This is a genomic window from Burkholderiales bacterium (assembly GCA_035518095.1).
In the GTDB taxonomy this organism is placed as follows: domain Bacteria; phylum Pseudomonadota; class Gammaproteobacteria; order Burkholderiales; family JAHFRG01; genus JAHFRG01.
Genome location: DATIXX010000006.1, coordinates 14,095 through 31,314, shown reverse-complemented (window position 1 = coordinate 31,314; position 17,220 = coordinate 14,095). Strand labels below are relative to the sequence as shown.

Below are 17,220 nucleotides of genomic sequence, written 5' to 3'. Positions count from 1 at the left end.
CATTTATGTTTTTGTATGCACTAAACTCAGCCTTGTTATGAACCTGCTTTATACACTAGCCGCATTTGCCCTTGCCCTTGGTTTGCTCATCGTGTTTCACGAATTGGGGCATTACTGGCTGGCGCGCTTGTGCGGTGTGAAGGTATTGCGCTTCTCAATAGGATTCGGCACCCCGTTATGGAAGCGGCGTTTTGTGAAAGAAGGCACTGAATGGGTGCTGGCGGCATTTCCGTTCGGCGGCTACGTCAAAATGGTTGACGAGAATGAGGGCGAGGTGGCGCCAAGTGATTTAGCTCGCGCGTTCAACCGGCAGCCGGTTTACAGACGCTTCGCGGTCGTGTTGGCAGGCCCGATGGCAAATTTTCTGCTGGCGATACTGTTGTATTGGGCTCTATTCATCCATGGCGTGCCCGGTCTGAAACCGATCATCGGACCGGCGCCGGCAGCGACTCCTGCGGCGCTTGCGGGCTTCAAGGAGGAAGAAACCATTCTCAGGATCAACGGCGAGGCCATGGTTACCTGGCAGGATGTACGCTGGGCACTGTTGCAGCAGGCGGTGCAGAGATCTTTGGTGAACGTCGAGGTGAGTAATCCGCGAGGCGAGATTACGTGGCACAAACTGGATTTAAGCGGATTGACGGGTTCGGACCTCGATGCCGATTTTATGAAAATACTGGGCTTGACACGATACCAACCTCGGGTGGAACCGACTATTGGGCAGCTGGTCGCAGGCGGGCCGGGCGCGCGCGGCGGTCTTAAGCCCGGGGACCAGATCCTTGCAATTAACGGCCAGAGAGTAACCCTTTGGGACGACGTAGTGCGGATCGTGCGAAGTCATCCTTCGCAAGACCTCGAGTTTGAGATCAAGCGCGGCGACGCGCGACTGGCCATTTCGCTTACAACCGATTCGGTCGCGGATAACGGCGAAAAAATTGGAAGAATTGGCGCAGCACCAAAAATCGACCCGGCGGCTCTACAAAGACTTCTTGCCGAGGAGCGCTATTCCTTCGGGCGGGCATTGTCGAAATCAGTGGAAAAAACCTGGGAAACGTCCGTGTTTAGCCTGAAAATGCTGGGCAAAATGCTGGTGGGAGAGATTTCATGGAGAAATGTAAGTGGGCCCATCACGATCGCTGATTATGCGGGGCAATCAGCTCAACTCGGTTGGGAGGCATATTTGAGTTTCCTTGCGTTAATCAGTATCAGCCTGGGAGTGCTCAATTTGCTGCCGGTGCCGCTGCTCGATGGAGGACACTTGATGTATTACGTTGTGGAAATCGTCAAGGGAAGGCCGGTTTCGGAAAAAGCCCAACAAATTGGCCAGCATGTCGGTATCGCGTTATTGTCCGTATTGATGGCTTTCGCGCTTTACAATGATATAAGTCGCCTGATTACCGGCTAATAAAAGACAATGAAAAAATTTTGTCTGGTAATCTTGTTGCTGTGCTTATGTACCGCAACTGCGCAGGCGTTCGAGCCTTTCGTAATCAAAGATATCAGGGTAGAAGGAATACAACGCACTGAAGCCGGAACGGTTTTTAGCTACCTGCCCGTAAAGGTGGGTGACTTCATGAATGATGACAAGGCCGCGGCAGCCATTAAGGCGCTATTCGCGACCGGATTCTTCAAGGACGTAAGGTTGGAAGTGCAAAACGATGTGCTGATTGTCATTGTGCAAGAGCGTCCGGCCATTGCACAAATAAATATAAATGGCGCCAAGGATATAAGCAGCGATGACTTGAAAAAAAGCCTGAGGCAGGTCGGCCTGGCGGAATCGAGGATTTTTGACAAGGCGCTTCTAGATAGAGCCGAGCAGGAGCTTAAGCGACAGTACATCGCCCGCGGCAGGTATGCCGCAACCGTCACCACCACCGTTACTCCTTTGGAACGCAACCGGGTCGCAATTACGTTCGACATATCCGAAGGCGAGGTCGCCAAGATCCGGCAAATCAATATCGTGGGTAACCATGCATTTCCGCAGAAGGAACTCCTGGATCTATTCACGTTGACGACCCCGGGATTGCTTACTTTTTTCACTAAAAACGATCAGTACTCCAAGCAGAAGCTTGCCGGTGACCTCGAAACCTTGCGTTCCTACTATCTCAATCGTGGATACATTGAGTTCAACATAGATTCCACGCAGGTGTCGATCACGCCGAACAAGGCGGATATTTACATCACAATCACCATCACGGAAGGTCCCAGATACACAGTATCGAGTATCAAGCTTGCCGGCGAGCTGCTGCTGCCGGAAGCCGAGATGCGTAAACTCATTAAACTTGAACCCGGCGACGTGTTTTCGCGGGAAAAACTAACCGAATCCAGCAAAGCCATTGCCGACAAACTGGGCAATTACGGCTACGCGTTTGCCAACGTAAATGCGGTGCCCGAAGTCAATAAGGCAAAACGACAAGTTGCCTTTACCTTCTTTATCGACCCGGGACGCAGGGTTTACGTGCGCCGGGTCAATATTATCGGCAACACGCGCACCCGTGATGAAGTGATACGCCGCGAGATCAGGCAACTGGAAGGCGCTTGGTATAACGCCGATCTGATCACTCGTTCCAAGCAGCGCATCGACAAGCTGGGTTACTTTTCCGACGTGAATGTCGAAACACCGGCTGTGCCCGGCACCACCGACCAGGTTGACGTGAATTTCAGCGTCACCGAAAAGGCCACAGGCAACGTATTACTCGGTGTGGGATATTCCGACTCTGAAGGTATCATCCTCTCCGCATCGGTATCGCAAAACAACATATTTGGCTCCGGCAACATGGTTAATCTGGCGGTCAACAGCGGCAGCGTGAACAGAGTGTACTCGCTGTCCTGGACCGACCCTTATTTCACCATAAACGGGGTGAGCTTTGGAGTCGATATGTACAAGCGCACCACTAACACGGAGTCAACTAGCTCCGCGCCATATGACACATCAACAATTGGCGGAGCGGTTCGTTTTGGCGTACCCGTGACCGAATATGACACCATCAATTACGGACTCGGGATCGAGGAAACCAGTACCGAGGTCTTCGCAACCAGTCCGCCGGAATATATTCAATTTGTCGATGAATTTGGTAGCGTTACAACAACAATGCCATTGAGTGTTGGTTTTTCGCATGACGGTCGCGATAGCTTGATTTACACCACCAGTGGTTTATTGCTCAGGTTTGGCGCAGAAATAGGCTTGCCGGCGGAGCAGCTAAAGTATTACAAGATTTCCTATCAGCAGCAATATTATTATCCGCTCAGCAAGACCTTTACGCTGTTTCTTAACGGACAACTCGGTATGGGCGATGGTTACGGCGGACAGTCGTTGCCTTTTTACAAGAATTTCTTTGCTGGGGGCAGCACTTCGGTGCGGGGATTTAGTACCAACTCTATTGGTCCGGTAGACATTTACGGCAATGCCGTAGGCGGTACTCGGCAGATAGTGGGAACCAGTGAAGTTTTGTTCCCCATGCCGGGTTTCAGCGACATAAAAGCCCTGAGACTGGGTACCTTTGTGGACACCGGCACCGTGGCCGATACGTGGAATTTCAGCACCCTGCGCGTCTCAGCTGGGCTGGACGTTTCTTGGACCTCGCCATTTGGACCGCTCAAAGTCAGCGTCGCGCAGCCGCTACGGAAGTTCAATAGTGATAAAATACAGCGCTTCCAGTTCACATTTGGAACCTCGTTCTAGGCCCGATTGTAAGGAGATTGAAGTTGAAAACTTTAAAATTCGTTTTGGCTGGCGCGTTGGCCTTACTTGCCTTCAATGTTGAAGCGGGCGATCAGATCAAGATCGGCGTAGTGAATCTTGAGCGGGTATTGCGCGAAGCCGTCCCGGCAATCAAGGCCCAAAAGAAACTTGAAAAGGAGTTTGCGGTGCGGGAACAGGCGCTGCAAAAGGCCGGTCAGCAGATCAAGGACCTGCAAGCGACCCTGGATAAGGAAAACCCGAGCATGAGCGATTCCGAGCGGCGCGCCAAGGAGCAAGATCTCGCGCGGATGAACCTCGATTATCAGCGCATGCAGCGTGAGTATAGGGAAGACGCGAACTTGCGCAGAAACGAAGAGTTGGCTTCCGTATTCGAACGCGCCAACAAGGTCGTTCAGGATATTGCCACAACAGAAAAATTCGACCTAATTTTACAGGATGCGGTGTACATCAGCCCGCGAATCGACATAACCGACAAGGTAATCAAGGCGCTGTCCGAACCGCCCGCTAAATAAGCTGCAACGTTGATTGATGTCTCACACGGAAACCAGCCACAGCTTAGGCAGCATTGTCGAGCGCTTCGGCGGTGAACTCATCGGCGATAGAAATATATCGATCACGCAAGTTGCCCCGCTGGATCTCGCGCAGCCTTGGCATCTTTCGTTCCTCTCGCAACCTAAATATCGCAGTCAATTAGAAACAACCAAGGCGGGTGCGGTGATTCTCGGGCGGGAATCCCGCGATTTGACCGCACTGCCGCGTATCGTCTGCAACGATCCTTATGTTTATTTCGCAAGAGTTTCGGCTTTCCTTAATCCGGTAGCATTACCGCCGCCCGGCGCCCATCCCAGCGCGGTGATTGCGACCAGCGCGCAGATTCCCGCCTCGGCAACCATAGGCGCCCATGTGTTTATCGGAGAACAAGTAGTGATCGGGGAGCGCACGGTCGTAGGCTCTGGTTGTTGTTTGGGGGAAGGTGTGGCGATCGGAGAGGCGTGTTTTCTTCACCCCCGCGTGGTGATTTACCCCCGCTGCGTGATCGGAGACAAGGTCACGCTTCAATCCGGCGTCGTTATCGGCTCCGACGGCTTTGGCATAGCCATGGATGGGGGACATTGGCTTAAGATTCCCCAGATTGGCAGAGTGATCATCGGCAATGACGTGGAAATTGGCGCAAATACGACCGTGGACCGGGGTGCGATGGGGGACACGGTGATTGAAGACGGAGTAAAACTCGATAACCTCATACAGGTCGGTCACAACGTGCGCATCGGCGCGCATACCGCCATCGCAGGCTGCGTTGGCATTGCGGGCAGTACAAAAATCGGGCGCTACTGTAGAATTGGCGGCGCAGCGATGATAAGCGGGCATTTGCAGATCGCCGATAATGTGACGATTTCGGGGGCTACCGGGGTCGGAAAAACCATAACCAAAGCCGGCACCTATACCTCGGCTTATCCGTTCGAGCCGCACAATGTATGGCTAAAAAACGCTGTACAGCTGCGCCACCTGCACGAATTAGCGCAAAAAGTCCGCAATCTCGAACAACAGAGCAAAAAGTCGAAAAGGAAAACAAAGTGAGCGGCATGGATGTCGGCGAAATCATGCAGTACCTGCCACACCGCTACCCATTTCTGCTGGTGGATCGGGTTCTTTCCATTGAGCCCGGGAAGAGCATCGTAGCCATCAAAAACGTCACCATTAATGAACCCTATTTTGTCGGTCACTTCCCCCAGCAGCCGATCATGCCGGGCGTCATGATTCTCGAGGCTCTGGCGCAGGTCTCCGCCATCCTCTCCTTCAAAACGGACAATTTCAAGGTCAATGAGGATTCGGTTTACTATTTTGTTGGCATTGACAACGCGAGGTTCAAGAAGCCGGTGCTAGTGGGTGATCAACTGCTGCTTCACGCTACACTAACCCGGCATATCAAGGGTTTCTGGAAATTTACCGCCCTGGCCAAGGTCGATGACGACGTCGTCGCGGAAGCGGAGTTGATTTGTGCCGTGCGGGCGAAATGATTCACCCGACTGCGATCATACACCCGGGAGCCAAACTCGCGCCGGATGTCGAGGTGGGAGCGTATAGCATCATCGGCGATAAAGTTGAAATCGGCGCCGGCACTTGGGTTGGCCCGCACGCGGTGATTTTAGGTCCGTCACGCATCGGATCCAATAACCGGATCTACCAGTTTGTCTCACTTGGAGATGCGCCTCAAGACAAGAAATATGGCGGGGAAGCAACCTGGCTGGAAATCGGCAATGGCAACACCATTCGCGAGTTCTGCACGTTTAACCGTGGCACGGTGCAGGACGTCGGTATCACGCGGGTCGGCGACGGTAATTGGGTTATGGCTTACGTGCACTTGGCGCACGATTGTCAGATCGGCAGCCATACTATCTTCGCCAATAACGTGCATCTTGCGGGACACATTCACGTAGGCGACTACGCGGTACTCGGCGGGTTTGTGGGCATTCATCAATACTGCCATATCGGAGCTCACAGCATGTTGGGAGCCGGCAGCATTGTGAGACAAGACGTTCCCCCGTACGTTACGGCGTCGGGAAACACAGCCCGGCCCCATGGAATCAATTCTGAGGGACTGAAACGGCGCGGGTTCGGAGCAGAAGCAATATCTGGCATCAAGCGCGCTTACAAGACACTGTACAAATCCGGGCTTGCGTTGGACGAAGCCAGACAGGCAATAGCAGCGGAAGTAGAGCAATGCCCGGAACTTCGTGTATTGGTCGAATTTCTTGAGAACAGCCAACGCGGGCTAATTCGCTAATATTTCATGAATCCCGCGCATCAACCGCGCATTGTTATCGGCATAGTTGCGACTGAAGCATCCGGCGATCAGCTTGGCGGGCATCTTATCCGCGCCTTAAGAACTTTTCTTCCTCAAGCGCAGTTCATCGGCATCGGCGGACCCAAGATGCTGGCGGCAGGAATAAATTCGCTGGTTCCAATAGATAAACTAGCCGTCCATGGTTATGTCGAAATTTTAACGCGCTTGCCGCAAATCATTTGGATCCGCCGTAAATTGCGCAATTACCTACTGCTGCACCGGCCGCAGATTTTGATCGGGATAGACTCGCCAGATTTCAACCTCGGCCTTGAGAAGAGACTGAAACAGCGCGGGGTGCCCACAATTCATTATGTGAGCCCTTCTGTCTGGGCATGGCGCGGCGAACGCATTCATAAGATCAAGCGCGCAGTATCGCATATGCTCACGCTATTTCCGTTTGAGGCTCCGATTTACGAAAAAGCGGGAATACCTGTGACTTATGTCGGTCATCCGCTTGCTGAAATGCTGCCTGACGTGCCCGATCGTGTTGCGGCTCGCGAGCAAATGCGAGTGCCGGCGAACGCGAAAGTCTTCGCCCTATTACCGGGCAGCCGGGTAAACGAGTTACATTACATGGCGGATACTTTTATTGAAACCGCGAAGCGTGTATTGCAAGAGCAGGCCGGCGCGCATTTTCTGGTGCCCCTGGATAGCCGTGAAACGCGCGACCAGTTTCAGATCGCCTTATACCGGAACAATGCGCAGGATTTACCGCTTACCGTATTATTTGGGCACACGCACAGCGCGCTAAAAGTAGCCGACGTTGCGCTAATTGCTTCGGGAACAGCGACCCTTGAAGCGTTACTTCTCAAGTGTCCAATGGTCATCACCTACAAGGCCAATGACCTTAGCTTTCGCATAGTCAAGAACAGATATTACTTGCCCTATGTCGGTCTGCCAAATATCCTGGCCGGCGAATTTATCGTTCCTGAAATTCTGCAAGACGACGCAACCCCTGCTAATCTGGCACAAGCGCTCCTCAATCTGATCGCGGACCAGACGATAATCGATCGGTTGCGCCGGAAATTCACAGCAATTCATGCCAAGCTTAAACAGGACACTGCGCTGCGTTTAGCGCAAGCCATAATGCCGTATCTGGAAAAGCAAGGGGTAATTTGTGATTCGACGGCCGATTTGCGGGGTGGATGAGGCCGGACGGGGACCGCTTGCTGGTCCCGTATACGCCGCCTGCGTTATGCTCAACCCCGGTAACAAAATATTCGGCCTGGCCGATTCCAAGCAATTGAGCGCGGTGCGACGCGAACAACTCGCCTCGGAAATCAAATCCTGCGCGCTGGCCTGGGCAGTCGCCTCGGCGAGCGTGGACGAGATCGACCGGATAAACATTCTCCAGGCGAGCCTACTCGCAATGAAGCGCGCCGTGGAGAGTCTTGCGCTGCAACCCGCAGTCGTGTTGGTGGACGGGCTGCACTGTCCAACGCTCGGTTACCCGACACGTGCCGTCGTCAAGGGAGACTGTAAAATTCCGGAGATCATGGCGGCTTCGATTCTGGCCAAAACAGCGCGCGATGCGGAAATGCTTGCGCTACACTGGCATTTTCCGCAATATGGTTTCGACCGGCACAAAGGTTACCCGACTCTGCAGCATCTTGCCGCGTTGCAAATATACGGTGCATGTCAAATACACCGCCGCAGTTTTGCGCCGGTAAAGCTATTTCTCAAAGCGTGCAGGTAACACATGGGCGTTGCCAAACTTTTACATGTTTTCGGGATTGTGATTTGGGTGGGCGGAATGTTTTTCGCCTACTTAGCGCTGCGGCCCGCCGCTGCGCAGGAGCTCGAGCCGCCCCAAAGGCTCAAACTTTGGTTGGCGGTACTGAGGCGCTTCTTTTCCTGGGTGTGGCTGGCAGTTGCGTCTATACTCGGCAGCGGTTTATACATGATGCGGCAACTGGGCAACGTAAGCGTGCCAGGCTACGCCTACGCGATGATGCTCACTGGATTTCTCATGATACTAATTTTCGTACACGTGTATTTCGCGCCGTTCCGACGGCTGCGGCGTTCAATAGCAGACCAGGATTGGGCCACGGCAGGCGCGGCGCTGAACCAGATTCGCCTACTGGTTGCCGCCAATTTGATCTTGGGCCTGATTAATATCGCGGTCGCTACGCTTGGCCCGGCCGTTGCCGCTTGATATCTGCAAGCAACGCTTCGAGACCTTTCGACTCGCATTTTTCTAGAACGAGCGGCACGCGCTTCCGGCACTGGTTTTTGAGCGCAGTCCGAAAGTCGTGATTGCTTTCCAGCCATAGCAAAAGCGCAGCAAGCTCACGCTCATCCCCGGCCGTAAAGTATCCGTTATATTTTTCACCCAGCATGCCGATGTTGCCCGGAACTCGCGATGCGATCACCGGCACGTTTGTTACCAGCGCTTCTGAAATGACATTGGCGCCGCCCTCCATAAGCGAACTTATGACCATGGCGCGACTGCGCGCAAGCCGCCTGCGCACCTCGCGATGCTGGATTTCGCCTGTCCAGCGGTAACGTGGTTCGCGCGCCATCCACTGGCGAGCCTGATCATTCATTTCAGCACTCATTGCCCGGCCCATATGGCAAACCCGAATGCGGGAGGTAGGGGGCAAATAGCGCAATGCCATTGCGCAACGGAAGGGATCCTTCTCCTCGCGCAAATGGCCAATTACGGAAATTTCAAATTGGCTTTTTAACGGCGCCACGGGTGGAATTGGTTTTGCCGACTGATAAATGACATGCGTTTTGTGCCGCATGTCGGCCGGCAGTTCCTTTAACGCCATTTCCTGCAGCACGACCAGACGTGTTGCCAACTCCAGCGAATTCTGCGCCGATGAATCGGTCCTTAAATCGCGGTACAAATCAGTGCCGGTGAGACAGACAATCAAAGGCCGCCGCGGTACCAGGGTGGCAAAGCGCTGGATTGAGCCGTAGCTCTTGCCTGCGTGCAGAGCGATCATCAAGTCTGCAGGAGCGCCATCCCATTCGGATTCAATCTCGACCTGATGGCCGATATGCTTCAGCAAACGAGCCCATCTCTGCGCCGTATTAAGGTTCCCGCTCAGAGTGGGCGCCGCCGCAGGCGTAACGATGACGATGTTCATCAGCGAGTGAACTTGCGATAATAACCGGGATTGTTTTCACAATGCCCGGATTAAATGAACGCGCCATTATGTCTTCGTGAGACGGGTCTCGGCAAGCAACTGCTAGACGCTAGAACGCGTACCTTGGCTTTGATCAGTGATCTCCAAGGCGTGCAGTGGTTCGGGCCCAGGCTGGCCATTGTCAACCCTCCATTGTGGGAGCTGGGACACATCGGCTGGTTCCAGGAACGCTGGTGCCTGCGTTACAGGGGCTCGGCCGCATTGGCACCGTCCATCATGCCGGATGCGGATCGGCTTTACGATTCGGGCGCGGTCGCGCACGACATCCGATGGGATCTTCCGCTGCCCAACCCGGATCACACGCTGGCATATTTGGAAGAAGTATTGCAGCGCGTTCTGGAAAAATCCGAGTGCGGAGAAGACGAGCTCGACTATTTCGCGCGGCTCGCGCTATACCATGAGGACATGCACGGCGAAGCGCTCTTCTACACCCGGCAAACTCTAGGATATGCCAGGCCCGGGTTCGCCGGTCTCGGGAGTTCAGTCAATTTATTAGACGCTGATGCTAAAGATGTAGCTGTTTGCGGAGGACCCATGATGCTGGGCGCTACGCGGCAGGATGGATTTGTATTCGATAACGAAAAATGGGCGCATGAAATTGAGATTGAACCGTTCCGCATATCGCGTACTGCAGTCAGCAACGGCGAATTCCTCGAGTTTATTGAGGACAAAGGCTACAGGCGCCGCGAACTCTGGTCCGAACTAGGCTGGCAGTGGAGGCAAAGCGCACGTGCCGAGGCGCCCCCGTACTGGGTAAAGGAAGAAGGTAACTGGTTGTTGCGGCAGTTCAACGAACGGGTGCCGTTGCCAGGTAGTAGCGCTGTGATTCACGTCAACTGGTTTGAGGCGGAGGCGTATTGCCGCTGGGCCGGGCGGCGCCTACCCAGCGAGGCGGAATGGGAAATGGCGGCTGCAACGGTGCCAGGCAAGATAGAGGTCAAGCGGCGCTATCCCTGGGGATCCGAACCACCTACGACGAAGCACGCCAATTTGGATGGCGTTATCGCGGGCAGCGTCCCCGTCGGCGCGATGCCTGAAGGCGACAGCGCATGGGGCGTTAGGCAGATGTTGGGTAATGTCTGGGAATGGACCGCGGACTGGTTCCTTCCCTATCCGGGGTTCGTAGCGGACCCATACGCGGAGTATTCGTTGCCATGGTTTGGCAATCATAAAGTGTTGCGCGGAGGGTGTTTCGCGACACGGGCGAGGCTGCTGCGCAACAGCTGGCGCAATTTCTACACTCCCGATCGGCGCGACGTGTTTAGCGGCTTTCGTACCTGCGCTATCGAGGCCTAGATAATAACCGGCCCGTGAAACATATTTCGTCGCGCAAAAATGCGCTTTTCAGGTCGCTTCTGAGGCTCGCGCATTCGTCAAGGGCGAGAAAAAAGACCGGTAAAGCTGTTCTCGATGGTGTCCATCTGGTTTCGGCTTATTGTTCCATGTTTGGCGCGCCTGAAATGGTAGCCGTTAGCGCAAGCGGCATGCAGCGCAATGAAATACAGGGTTTGCTGCAACGCTTGCCCGTTCTCAATTCGCTTCAGCTGCCCGATTCCCTGTTCAATGAACTTTCCCCAGTTTCCTCCCCAGCCGGAATACTCGCCATCGCCAATATTCCGGCATCAAAAATGCAGCCGGAAAAATCCCAGTTCGGCGTGCTACTGGAAGACATCCAGGACACCGGGAACTTGGGCTCGATACTGCGCTCGGCGGCGGCGGCCGGCGCAGATTGCGCCTTTCTTTCGAAAGACTGTGCGTTTGCCTGGTCGCCAAAAACGCTGCGCGCGGCAATGGGCGCTCACTTTAAGTTGCCGATTTTCGAAAACAGCGATCTTTCGGCGGTGGTAAGGCATTTCAACGGAAAAATCATTGCCACCGATCCGGATGCAAAAAAAACATTGTATGAAACGGACTGCTGCGGGCCAGTTGCTTTTATCTTCGGTAATGAGGGAGCGGGGGTGTCGCCGTCATTGCTGAAATCTGCCGACGAGCGCGTCATGATACCGATGCCGGGAAAAATGGAATCGTTAAACACCGCAGCGGCCGCGGCGATTTGCCTGTTTGAAAAAATCAGGCAGGAAAAAACTAACGCTGACCGAAACTAGTAGATGTGCCGTTCCAGATTTGCCTTGTGCAAAATTGTTGTGGCAATTTCTTCGATGGATTTGGTGGTGGTATCGATATAGTTAATTCCTTCCTGATGCATTAGCGCTTCTGCTTCCCTGACTTCAAACTGACAGTTGGCGAGTGTTGCATAGCGGCTGCCCGGTTTACGTTCATTGCGAATGTGCTGAAGACGGTCCGGATTAATGGACAGTCCGTATAGTTTATTGCGCAACGGCTTAAGTTGAGGCGGCAGTGTCATCGAACTGAAATCCTCCGGCAATAACGGATAATTGGCAGCACGAACGCCGAACAACAAGGCCAGGTACAGGCACGTGGGAGTCTTTCCACAGCGCGAAACACCTATCAAAATCACGTCCGCCTGGTTTAAATCGCGCGTCGACACACCGTCGTCGTGTCGCAGGGCATAGTTAACGGCTTCGATCCGTGCCTGGTACCCGTAGCTGTTGCTGAAACTATGCGAACGGCCAATCACGTGCGAGGATTTGACGCCGAGTTCGCTTTCCAAGGGGTCGGTAAATACCTGGAAAAAGTCCATGAACAGCGCGTTTGCGGCCGCGACCATGGCGCTGATTTCAGGGTTGACCAGTGTGCTGAAGACCAACGGGCAACTGCCTTCGGCGAGGGCAACCTGATTGATCTGGTTCGCGACCTCTGCGGCTTTTTCCACCGTATCCACGAAAGGTATGGTGACTTGTTTAAACTCGACGCCATCAAACTGCGTGAGCAGACTGTGCCCGAGCATCTCCACAGTAATGCCGGTGCGGTCGGAAATGAAAAAAGCCGTGCGCTTATTTTGCATCGTTGTTCCGGTCGAAAACATGCAAAAAGTAAAATATACGATTTGCGCGCTTATTACAATTTGAGGAAAAGATTGATGGTGTAGCGGGTGCCCGATGCAGGAGAGGCTACGACAAAACTAAATGCTATACATACGCTTTAAACCTTCTTTAAGTTTGGCTTTGCTGCTTGCATTAGTCCATGCGCTTGCAATCGGGTCGGTTCTCGCCCTGCCTGTGCCGACATCGTTGAACTTCGTAACCATCCCATTGTTTTTCATGAGTTTTGTGTTTTATTTCAGACGCACCGCGTGGCTGGCCGGAGCCAATTCAATCATCGCGCTTGAAATCAAGGAAGACGGCAGAGGCGTCGCGCAAACGCGCAGGGGAGAGCACTTGGATTGCATGGTGCTGCCTACAAGTTATGTGTCTGCTTCGCTTACGGTATTGAATGTTAAAGTTAAAGAAAAGCGCCTGGCGCGGCATGTGGTGATTCTTCCAGACGCGGTAGATGGCGAAGACTTCCGCAAACTCCGTGTTTTGCTGCGCTGGAAACTCAAGACAAAGTTGCTTGCACCTAGATAGCTCTTCACGCCGGGCTGATGGCCTCGATCTTTTGCTGCAGCACGGTATTGCGCGCTTCAGCGAGGAGATCTGGGTAATCGCGGCTGAAATGCAGACCGCGGCTTTCATGACGCAACAAGGCACTTTGAACGATGAGGTCAGCGGTCATCACCAGGTTGCGCAGTTCCAGCAAATCGCCGCTCACCCGGAAATTGGCATAATATTCGTTGATTTCTTCATGCAACAACCGGATGCGGTGTTGCGCCCGTTCCAGCCGTTTAGTGGTGCGCACTATGCCCACATAGTCCCACATAAATCGACGAAGCTCCTCCCAGTTATGGGAAATCACAATTACCTCGTCGGCGTCGGTCACCCGGCTTTCGTCCCATTCAGGCAGGCTGACGCGCGGTTTCCCGGCTTGACTCAGGATATCCTGCGCCACGGCTTGACCTAACACCAGACATTCCAGAAGTGAATTGCTAGCGAGGCGATTGGCGCCGTGCAACCCGGTATAAGCGGTCTCTCCAACCGCATACAGACCGGGCAAATCGGTGCGTCCGTGGCGGTCAGCAACGACTCCGCCGCACATATAATGGGCAGCGGGCACGACCGGAATGGGTTCGCGGGTCATATCAATGCCTAGCTCCTTGCAACGCGCGTGAATAGTCGGGAAATGTTCGAGGATAAAACTTGCAGGCTTGTGTGAAATATCGAGGTAGACGCAATCTAACCCGCGTTTTTTCATTTCGAAGTCTATTGCGCGCGCTACGATGTCCCGTGGCGCAAGCTCTGCGCGCCGATCATGTGCGGGCATGAAGCGAGTGCCGTCAGGCAGGCGTAAAACTCCGCCTTCACCGCGCACTGCCTCGGAAATAAGAAATGACTTGGCATGCGGATGGTAAAGACAGGTCGGGTGGAACTGAATGAATTCCATGTTGGCAATCCGGCAGCCCGCACGCCAGCCCATGGCGATGCCGTCTCCGCTAGAAGTATCCGGGTTGGTCGTGTAAAGGTAAACTTTGCCCGCTCCCCCGGTCGCCAGCACGGTATGATCTGCGGCGATGGTTTTAACCTTATCGGCGCGGCGGTCCAGAACATAGATACCATAACACCGATCGTCCGGAAGGCCGATTTTTCTGCCGTAAATGACGTCCACAGCGATATGGTGCTCAAACACACTGATGTTGGGATGGGCCTTTATTTTTGCTTCGAGAGTCGTTTGCACCGCGTGTCCGGTAGCGTCAGCAGCATGAATTACCCTACGGTGACTGTGGCCGCCTTCCCGGGTAAGGTGATAGCCGCTGTTGCTTTTTTTGTCGGGTGTAAACTGCACTCCCTGTTCGATAAGCCATTGCACGCTATTACGGCCCCGCTCAACGACGTAGCGGGTCATTGCCTCATCGCAAAGTCCAGCGCCCGCAGTCAAGGTGTCCTGTATATGCTCTTCAACCGAGTCATCGTTCCCCAAGACCGCGGCAATTCCGCCCTGCGCCCAATCGCTCGCCCCGGCGATGAGGTCTTTTTTGGTGACCAGCCCGATTTTTTTGCGGTCCGCAAGATTGAGCGCCGCCGTGAGACCGGCAAGCCCGCTACCGATAATGACTACGTCAAAGCGCTGCAATTTCGCTCCTCGTTTCTCTGGGCTCGGGATCATAGTAACAGAGGTACATTGTAGGCGCAGCCATACCGGAGCCGAAATAACGTCAATCCCGAATGAACTATTAAAAACTGGTGCTGTCTGGAGTGCTATGTGTTGGTGCGCGCATTCTTGAGAGACAGCTGAACTAGGGTATACTAGCCCGCTGTCCGGGAATTGCTGACTGGCTGAAGCTCTGCAATTATAACGAGCAGTATCCAGGGAATGAATCGCTGCACATGGGTGATCGTGAAATCGACCAGCAGCTGGTTGAACGCGCACAACACGGGGACAAGCACGCCTTCGAGCTGCTGGTAATCAAATACCAGCGCAAACTCGGTAGGCTGTTGTCCCGCTTCATACGTGATGCAACAGAAATAGAGGACGTCACGCAAGAAGCGTTTATAAAGGCGTACCGGGCTTTGCCCTCGTTCCGGGGCGAGAGTGCGTTTTATACCTGGCTGTATCGGATCGGCATTAATACAGCCAAGAACTACTTGGTGGCAATGGGACGCCGAGCGCCCACCACCACGGAGTTTGACGTGGCGGAGGCTGAGATGTTTGAAGATGGGGAGCAACTGAAGGATGTGAACACGCCCGAGAATGAATTGATGAGCAAGCAGATAGCCAAAACAGTGAATCAGACACTGCAGAATCTACCTGGCGAGCTGAGAACGGCGATTACGCTGCGTGAAATTGAAGGATTGAGCTACGAGGACATTGCAACAATAATGGGTTGCCCAATCGGCACAGTACGTTCAAGGATTTTCCGGGCGCGCGAAGCGATAGCCGAGAAACTTCGACCAATGCTTGGCACCAGTAAAGACAAGAGGTGGTGATTATGAAATACGATTTATCGGCTTTTATGGATGGCGAACTGGAACCGGACGCCGCAAAGGCTGTACTCGCCGAACTGAAACGGAACAAAGAAATGCGCGACGCCTGGCTTGATTACCACCTAATTGGTGATGTGATGAGACAGACCGGCATTATCACACTCAATCTCAGTGAAGGCTTTAGGGACAAATTGGCCCTGGAACCGGCCATCCTCGCTCCTCGAAGGCCGATGCGGACAAGAACTAAAATCGCCGCGTTGTCCGCCGCCGCGTCGTTGGCCGCAGTAGCCGCGGTGGCTTGGGTTGTACTGCAAGGCAATGCCGACAAAGTCAAAGAAGATAAGATAGCAGCCACCGTGCAATCCAATGCAGCCATGCTCGCCAGCCTTCCCAGATATCCCTTCAACAGCACAACCAGAGAATATTTGCTTGCCCACCAGGAATTTTCGCCCAGTACAACTATGCAGGGCGTAGCGCCTTACATACGCACAGTCTCGGACGGCGGTGAGGAAGCGAATCGATGAAAATCTGGCTGGTTGGCTTGTTGTTCGCCTGGCCAGCGATCCTGTTGGCAGAAACTCCGGCGCCGCCTAGCGACGGAATCACCTGGTTGCAAAAAATCGCGACCGCCGCACACGAGCTTAATTACAGCGGCACTTTCATTTATCAATATGGCAGCCACGTGGAAACATCTCAGATTGTGCACGCGGTGGACAGTACCGGCGAGCACGAGAAACTTGAAATCCTAAACGGTGTGCCGCGTGAGATTGTTCGCAATAATGACGAAGTGCAGTGTTTTCTTCCCAGCACCAAGACCGTAAAAGTCGAAAAGCGAATTCAAAGGAAACCCTTTCCTGCGTTGCTTCCGGAGGAGCTCAACAACCTAAGTGAAAGTTATCTTATCAAGATGGGTGACCATGAGCGCATCGCTGGTTTCGATTGCCAGACATTGCGGCTCGAACCTAAGGATGGTTTGCGTTACGGACATCGTCTTTGGGCCGAAAGCAATTCAGGGCTTTTGCTTAAAGCCAGTATGCTGGACGAAAAAAACGAAGTTGTGGAACAGATGGAATTTACCCAGCTGCAAATAGGCGGGCCGATCGATCCGGAAATGCTTAAACCGCAATATCCGGTCAAGAGCGCGGGATGGCATTATGATCTCTCCGGACAGTCTGAGCCGGCCTCCACTGAAACCGGCTGGGCTGTCAGAAGCCCGCTCGCGGGATTCAAGAAAATCCTGGAAACCAAGCGTGTGATAAGCGGTAAACCCGCGCCCATTTCACACATCGTTTACTCTGACGGACTCGCGGCGGTGTCGATATTCATTGAGCCGCTTGCTTCAGGAGTCAAGCCGATGAAAGGCGTGGCCAAACGCGGTGCGCTAAATATCTATACCACACCCGTGGATGAAAATTACCAAGTAACGGTGCTGGGTGAGGTCCCGATGATGACGGTTATGGAATTGGGAAATTCCGTATACTTCACCGGTAAATAAAAGTCCAAAAAATACATAGCTGTTTTTCTTTTCTAGAATTACTCTATAATTCTCCCCTTGTTGTGTCGAGGTATCGTTTCATGAGG

18 protein-coding genes are annotated in these 17,220 nt (G+C 53.6%); 15 read left to right on the top strand and 3 right to left on the bottom strand.

The annotated features are described in order from the left end of the window. Window positions 1-37 precede the first annotated feature (37 nt). Genes rseP through VLV32_01460 form a run of 9 tightly spaced genes read left to right on the top strand, consistent with a single transcriptional unit; the run spans window position 38 to window position 8,700 of the window. Window positions 38-1,402, top strand: coding sequence for an RIP metalloprotease RseP (gene rseP / locus VLV32_01500; protein HUL40571.1), 1,365 nt, complete (start codon window positions 38-40; stop codon window positions 1,400-1,402). A gap of 9 nt (window positions 1,403-1,411) precedes the next feature. Further along, on the top strand, window positions 1,412-3,679 hold the full coding sequence (gene bamA / locus VLV32_01495) for an outer membrane protein assembly factor BamA (GenBank protein ID HUL40570.1): 2,268 nt from the start codon (window positions 1,412-1,414) through the stop codon (window positions 3,677-3,679). A gap of 23 nt (window positions 3,680-3,702) precedes the next feature. Further along, on the top strand, window positions 3,703-4,212 hold the full coding sequence (locus VLV32_01490; GenBank protein HUL40569.1) for an OmpH family outer membrane protein: 510 nt from the start codon (window positions 3,703-3,705) through the stop codon (window positions 4,210-4,212). Window positions 4,213-4,228: 16 nt separating this feature from the next. Continuing rightward, a complete protein-coding gene (lpxD, locus tag VLV32_01485) occupies window positions 4,229-5,278 on the top strand; it encodes a UDP-3-O-(3-hydroxymyristoyl)glucosamine N-acyltransferase (protein ID HUL40568.1) in 1,050 nt (349 codons plus the stop codon). A 5-nt stretch (window positions 5,279-5,283) separates the two neighbouring features. After that, window positions 5,284-5,718, top strand: a complete 435-nt coding sequence (gene fabZ / locus VLV32_01480; protein HUL40567.1) for a 3-hydroxyacyl-ACP dehydratase FabZ — start codon at window positions 5,284-5,286, stop codon at window positions 5,716-5,718. Next, window positions 5,715-6,485: an acyl-ACP--UDP-N-acetylglucosamine O-acyltransferase gene (lpxA, locus tag VLV32_01475; GenBank protein HUL40566.1), complete on the top strand. Its 771-nt coding sequence runs from the start codon at window positions 5,715-5,717 to the stop codon at window positions 6,483-6,485. The genes fabZ and lpxA overlap by 4 nt, the downstream gene beginning before the upstream one ends. Window positions 6,486-6,491: 6 nt before the next feature. Beyond that, a complete protein-coding gene (lpxB, locus tag VLV32_01470) occupies window positions 6,492-7,694 on the top strand; it encodes a lipid-A-disaccharide synthase (protein ID HUL40565.1) in 1,203 nt (400 codons plus the stop codon). After that, window positions 7,663-8,241 carry a ribonuclease HII gene (gene rnhB, locus VLV32_01465; protein HUL40564.1) on the top strand — a complete coding sequence of 193 codons (579 nt, stop codon included), beginning with the start codon at window positions 7,663-7,665 and terminating at the stop codon, window positions 8,239-8,241. The genes lpxB and rnhB overlap by 32 nt, the downstream gene beginning before the upstream one ends. 3 nt (window positions 8,242-8,244) lie before the next feature. Beyond that, the gene (locus VLV32_01460) at window positions 8,245-8,700 is read left to right on the top strand and encodes a CopD family protein (GenBank protein HUL40563.1); all 456 of its coding nucleotides are present in this window, start codon (window positions 8,245-8,247) and stop codon (window positions 8,698-8,700) included. On the opposite strand, the gene senB is transcribed toward VLV32_01460, so the two are convergent. After that, window positions 8,672-9,640: a selenoneine biosynthesis selenosugar synthase SenB gene (gene senB / locus VLV32_01455; protein ID HUL40562.1), complete on the bottom strand. Its 969-nt coding sequence runs from the start codon at window positions 9,638-9,640 to the stop codon at window positions 8,672-8,674. The two genes, VLV32_01460 and senB, sit on opposite strands and share 29 nt — an antisense overlap. A gap of 54 nt (window positions 9,641-9,694) precedes the next feature. On the opposite strand from senB, the gene senA reads away from it, so the two are divergent. Further along, entirely contained in the window at window positions 9,695-10,996 is a 1,302-nt protein-coding gene (gene senA / locus VLV32_01450) for a selenoneine synthase SenA (GenBank protein HUL40561.1), read from the top strand. A gap of 164 nt (window positions 10,997-11,160) precedes the next feature. Beyond that, window positions 11,161-11,805, top strand: coding sequence for an RNA methyltransferase (locus VLV32_01445; protein ID HUL40560.1), 645 nt, complete (start codon window positions 11,161-11,163; stop codon window positions 11,803-11,805). On the opposite strand, the gene VLV32_01440 is transcribed toward VLV32_01445, so the two are convergent. After that, window positions 11,802-12,626 (bottom strand): pyruvate, water dikinase regulatory protein, encoded by an 825-nt coding sequence (locus VLV32_01440; GenBank protein HUL40559.1) that lies wholly within the window; start codon window positions 12,624-12,626, stop codon window positions 11,802-11,804. The genes VLV32_01445 and VLV32_01440 overlap by 4 nt on opposite strands. Before the next feature lie 121 nt (window positions 12,627-12,747). On the opposite strand from VLV32_01440, the gene VLV32_01435 reads away from it, so the two are divergent. Next, a complete protein-coding gene (locus VLV32_01435; GenBank protein HUL40558.1) occupies window positions 12,748-13,188 on the top strand; it encodes a protein YgfX in 441 nt (146 codons plus the stop codon). Between the two features lie 4 nt (window positions 13,189-13,192). Here VLV32_01435 and nadB read toward each other — a convergent pair whose 3' ends face one another. Further along, window positions 13,193-14,788 carry an L-aspartate oxidase gene (gene nadB, locus VLV32_01430; protein HUL40557.1) on the bottom strand — a complete coding sequence of 532 codons (1,596 nt, stop codon included), beginning with the start codon at window positions 14,786-14,788 and terminating at the stop codon, window positions 13,193-13,195. A gap of 254 nt (window positions 14,789-15,042) precedes the next feature. Between nadB and rpoE the strand changes: the two genes are divergently transcribed. From rpoE to VLV32_01415, 3 genes are read left to right on the top strand one after another with little or no spacing between them, the layout of a single operon-like run. Next, window positions 15,043-15,642 (top strand): RNA polymerase sigma factor RpoE, encoded by a 600-nt coding sequence (gene rpoE / locus VLV32_01425; GenBank protein ID HUL40556.1) that lies wholly within the window; start codon window positions 15,043-15,045, stop codon window positions 15,640-15,642. Window positions 15,643-15,644: 2 nt separating this feature from the next. Next, window positions 15,645-16,163, top strand: a complete 519-nt coding sequence (locus tag VLV32_01420; GenBank protein ID HUL40555.1) for a sigma-E factor negative regulatory protein — start codon at window positions 15,645-15,647, stop codon at window positions 16,161-16,163. Then, window positions 16,160-17,134 carry a MucB/RseB C-terminal domain-containing protein gene (locus VLV32_01415; GenBank protein HUL40554.1) on the top strand — a complete coding sequence of 325 codons (975 nt, stop codon included), beginning with the start codon at window positions 16,160-16,162 and terminating at the stop codon, window positions 17,132-17,134. The genes VLV32_01420 and VLV32_01415 overlap by 4 nt, the downstream gene beginning before the upstream one ends. Window positions 17,135-17,220 lie beyond the last annotated feature (86 nt).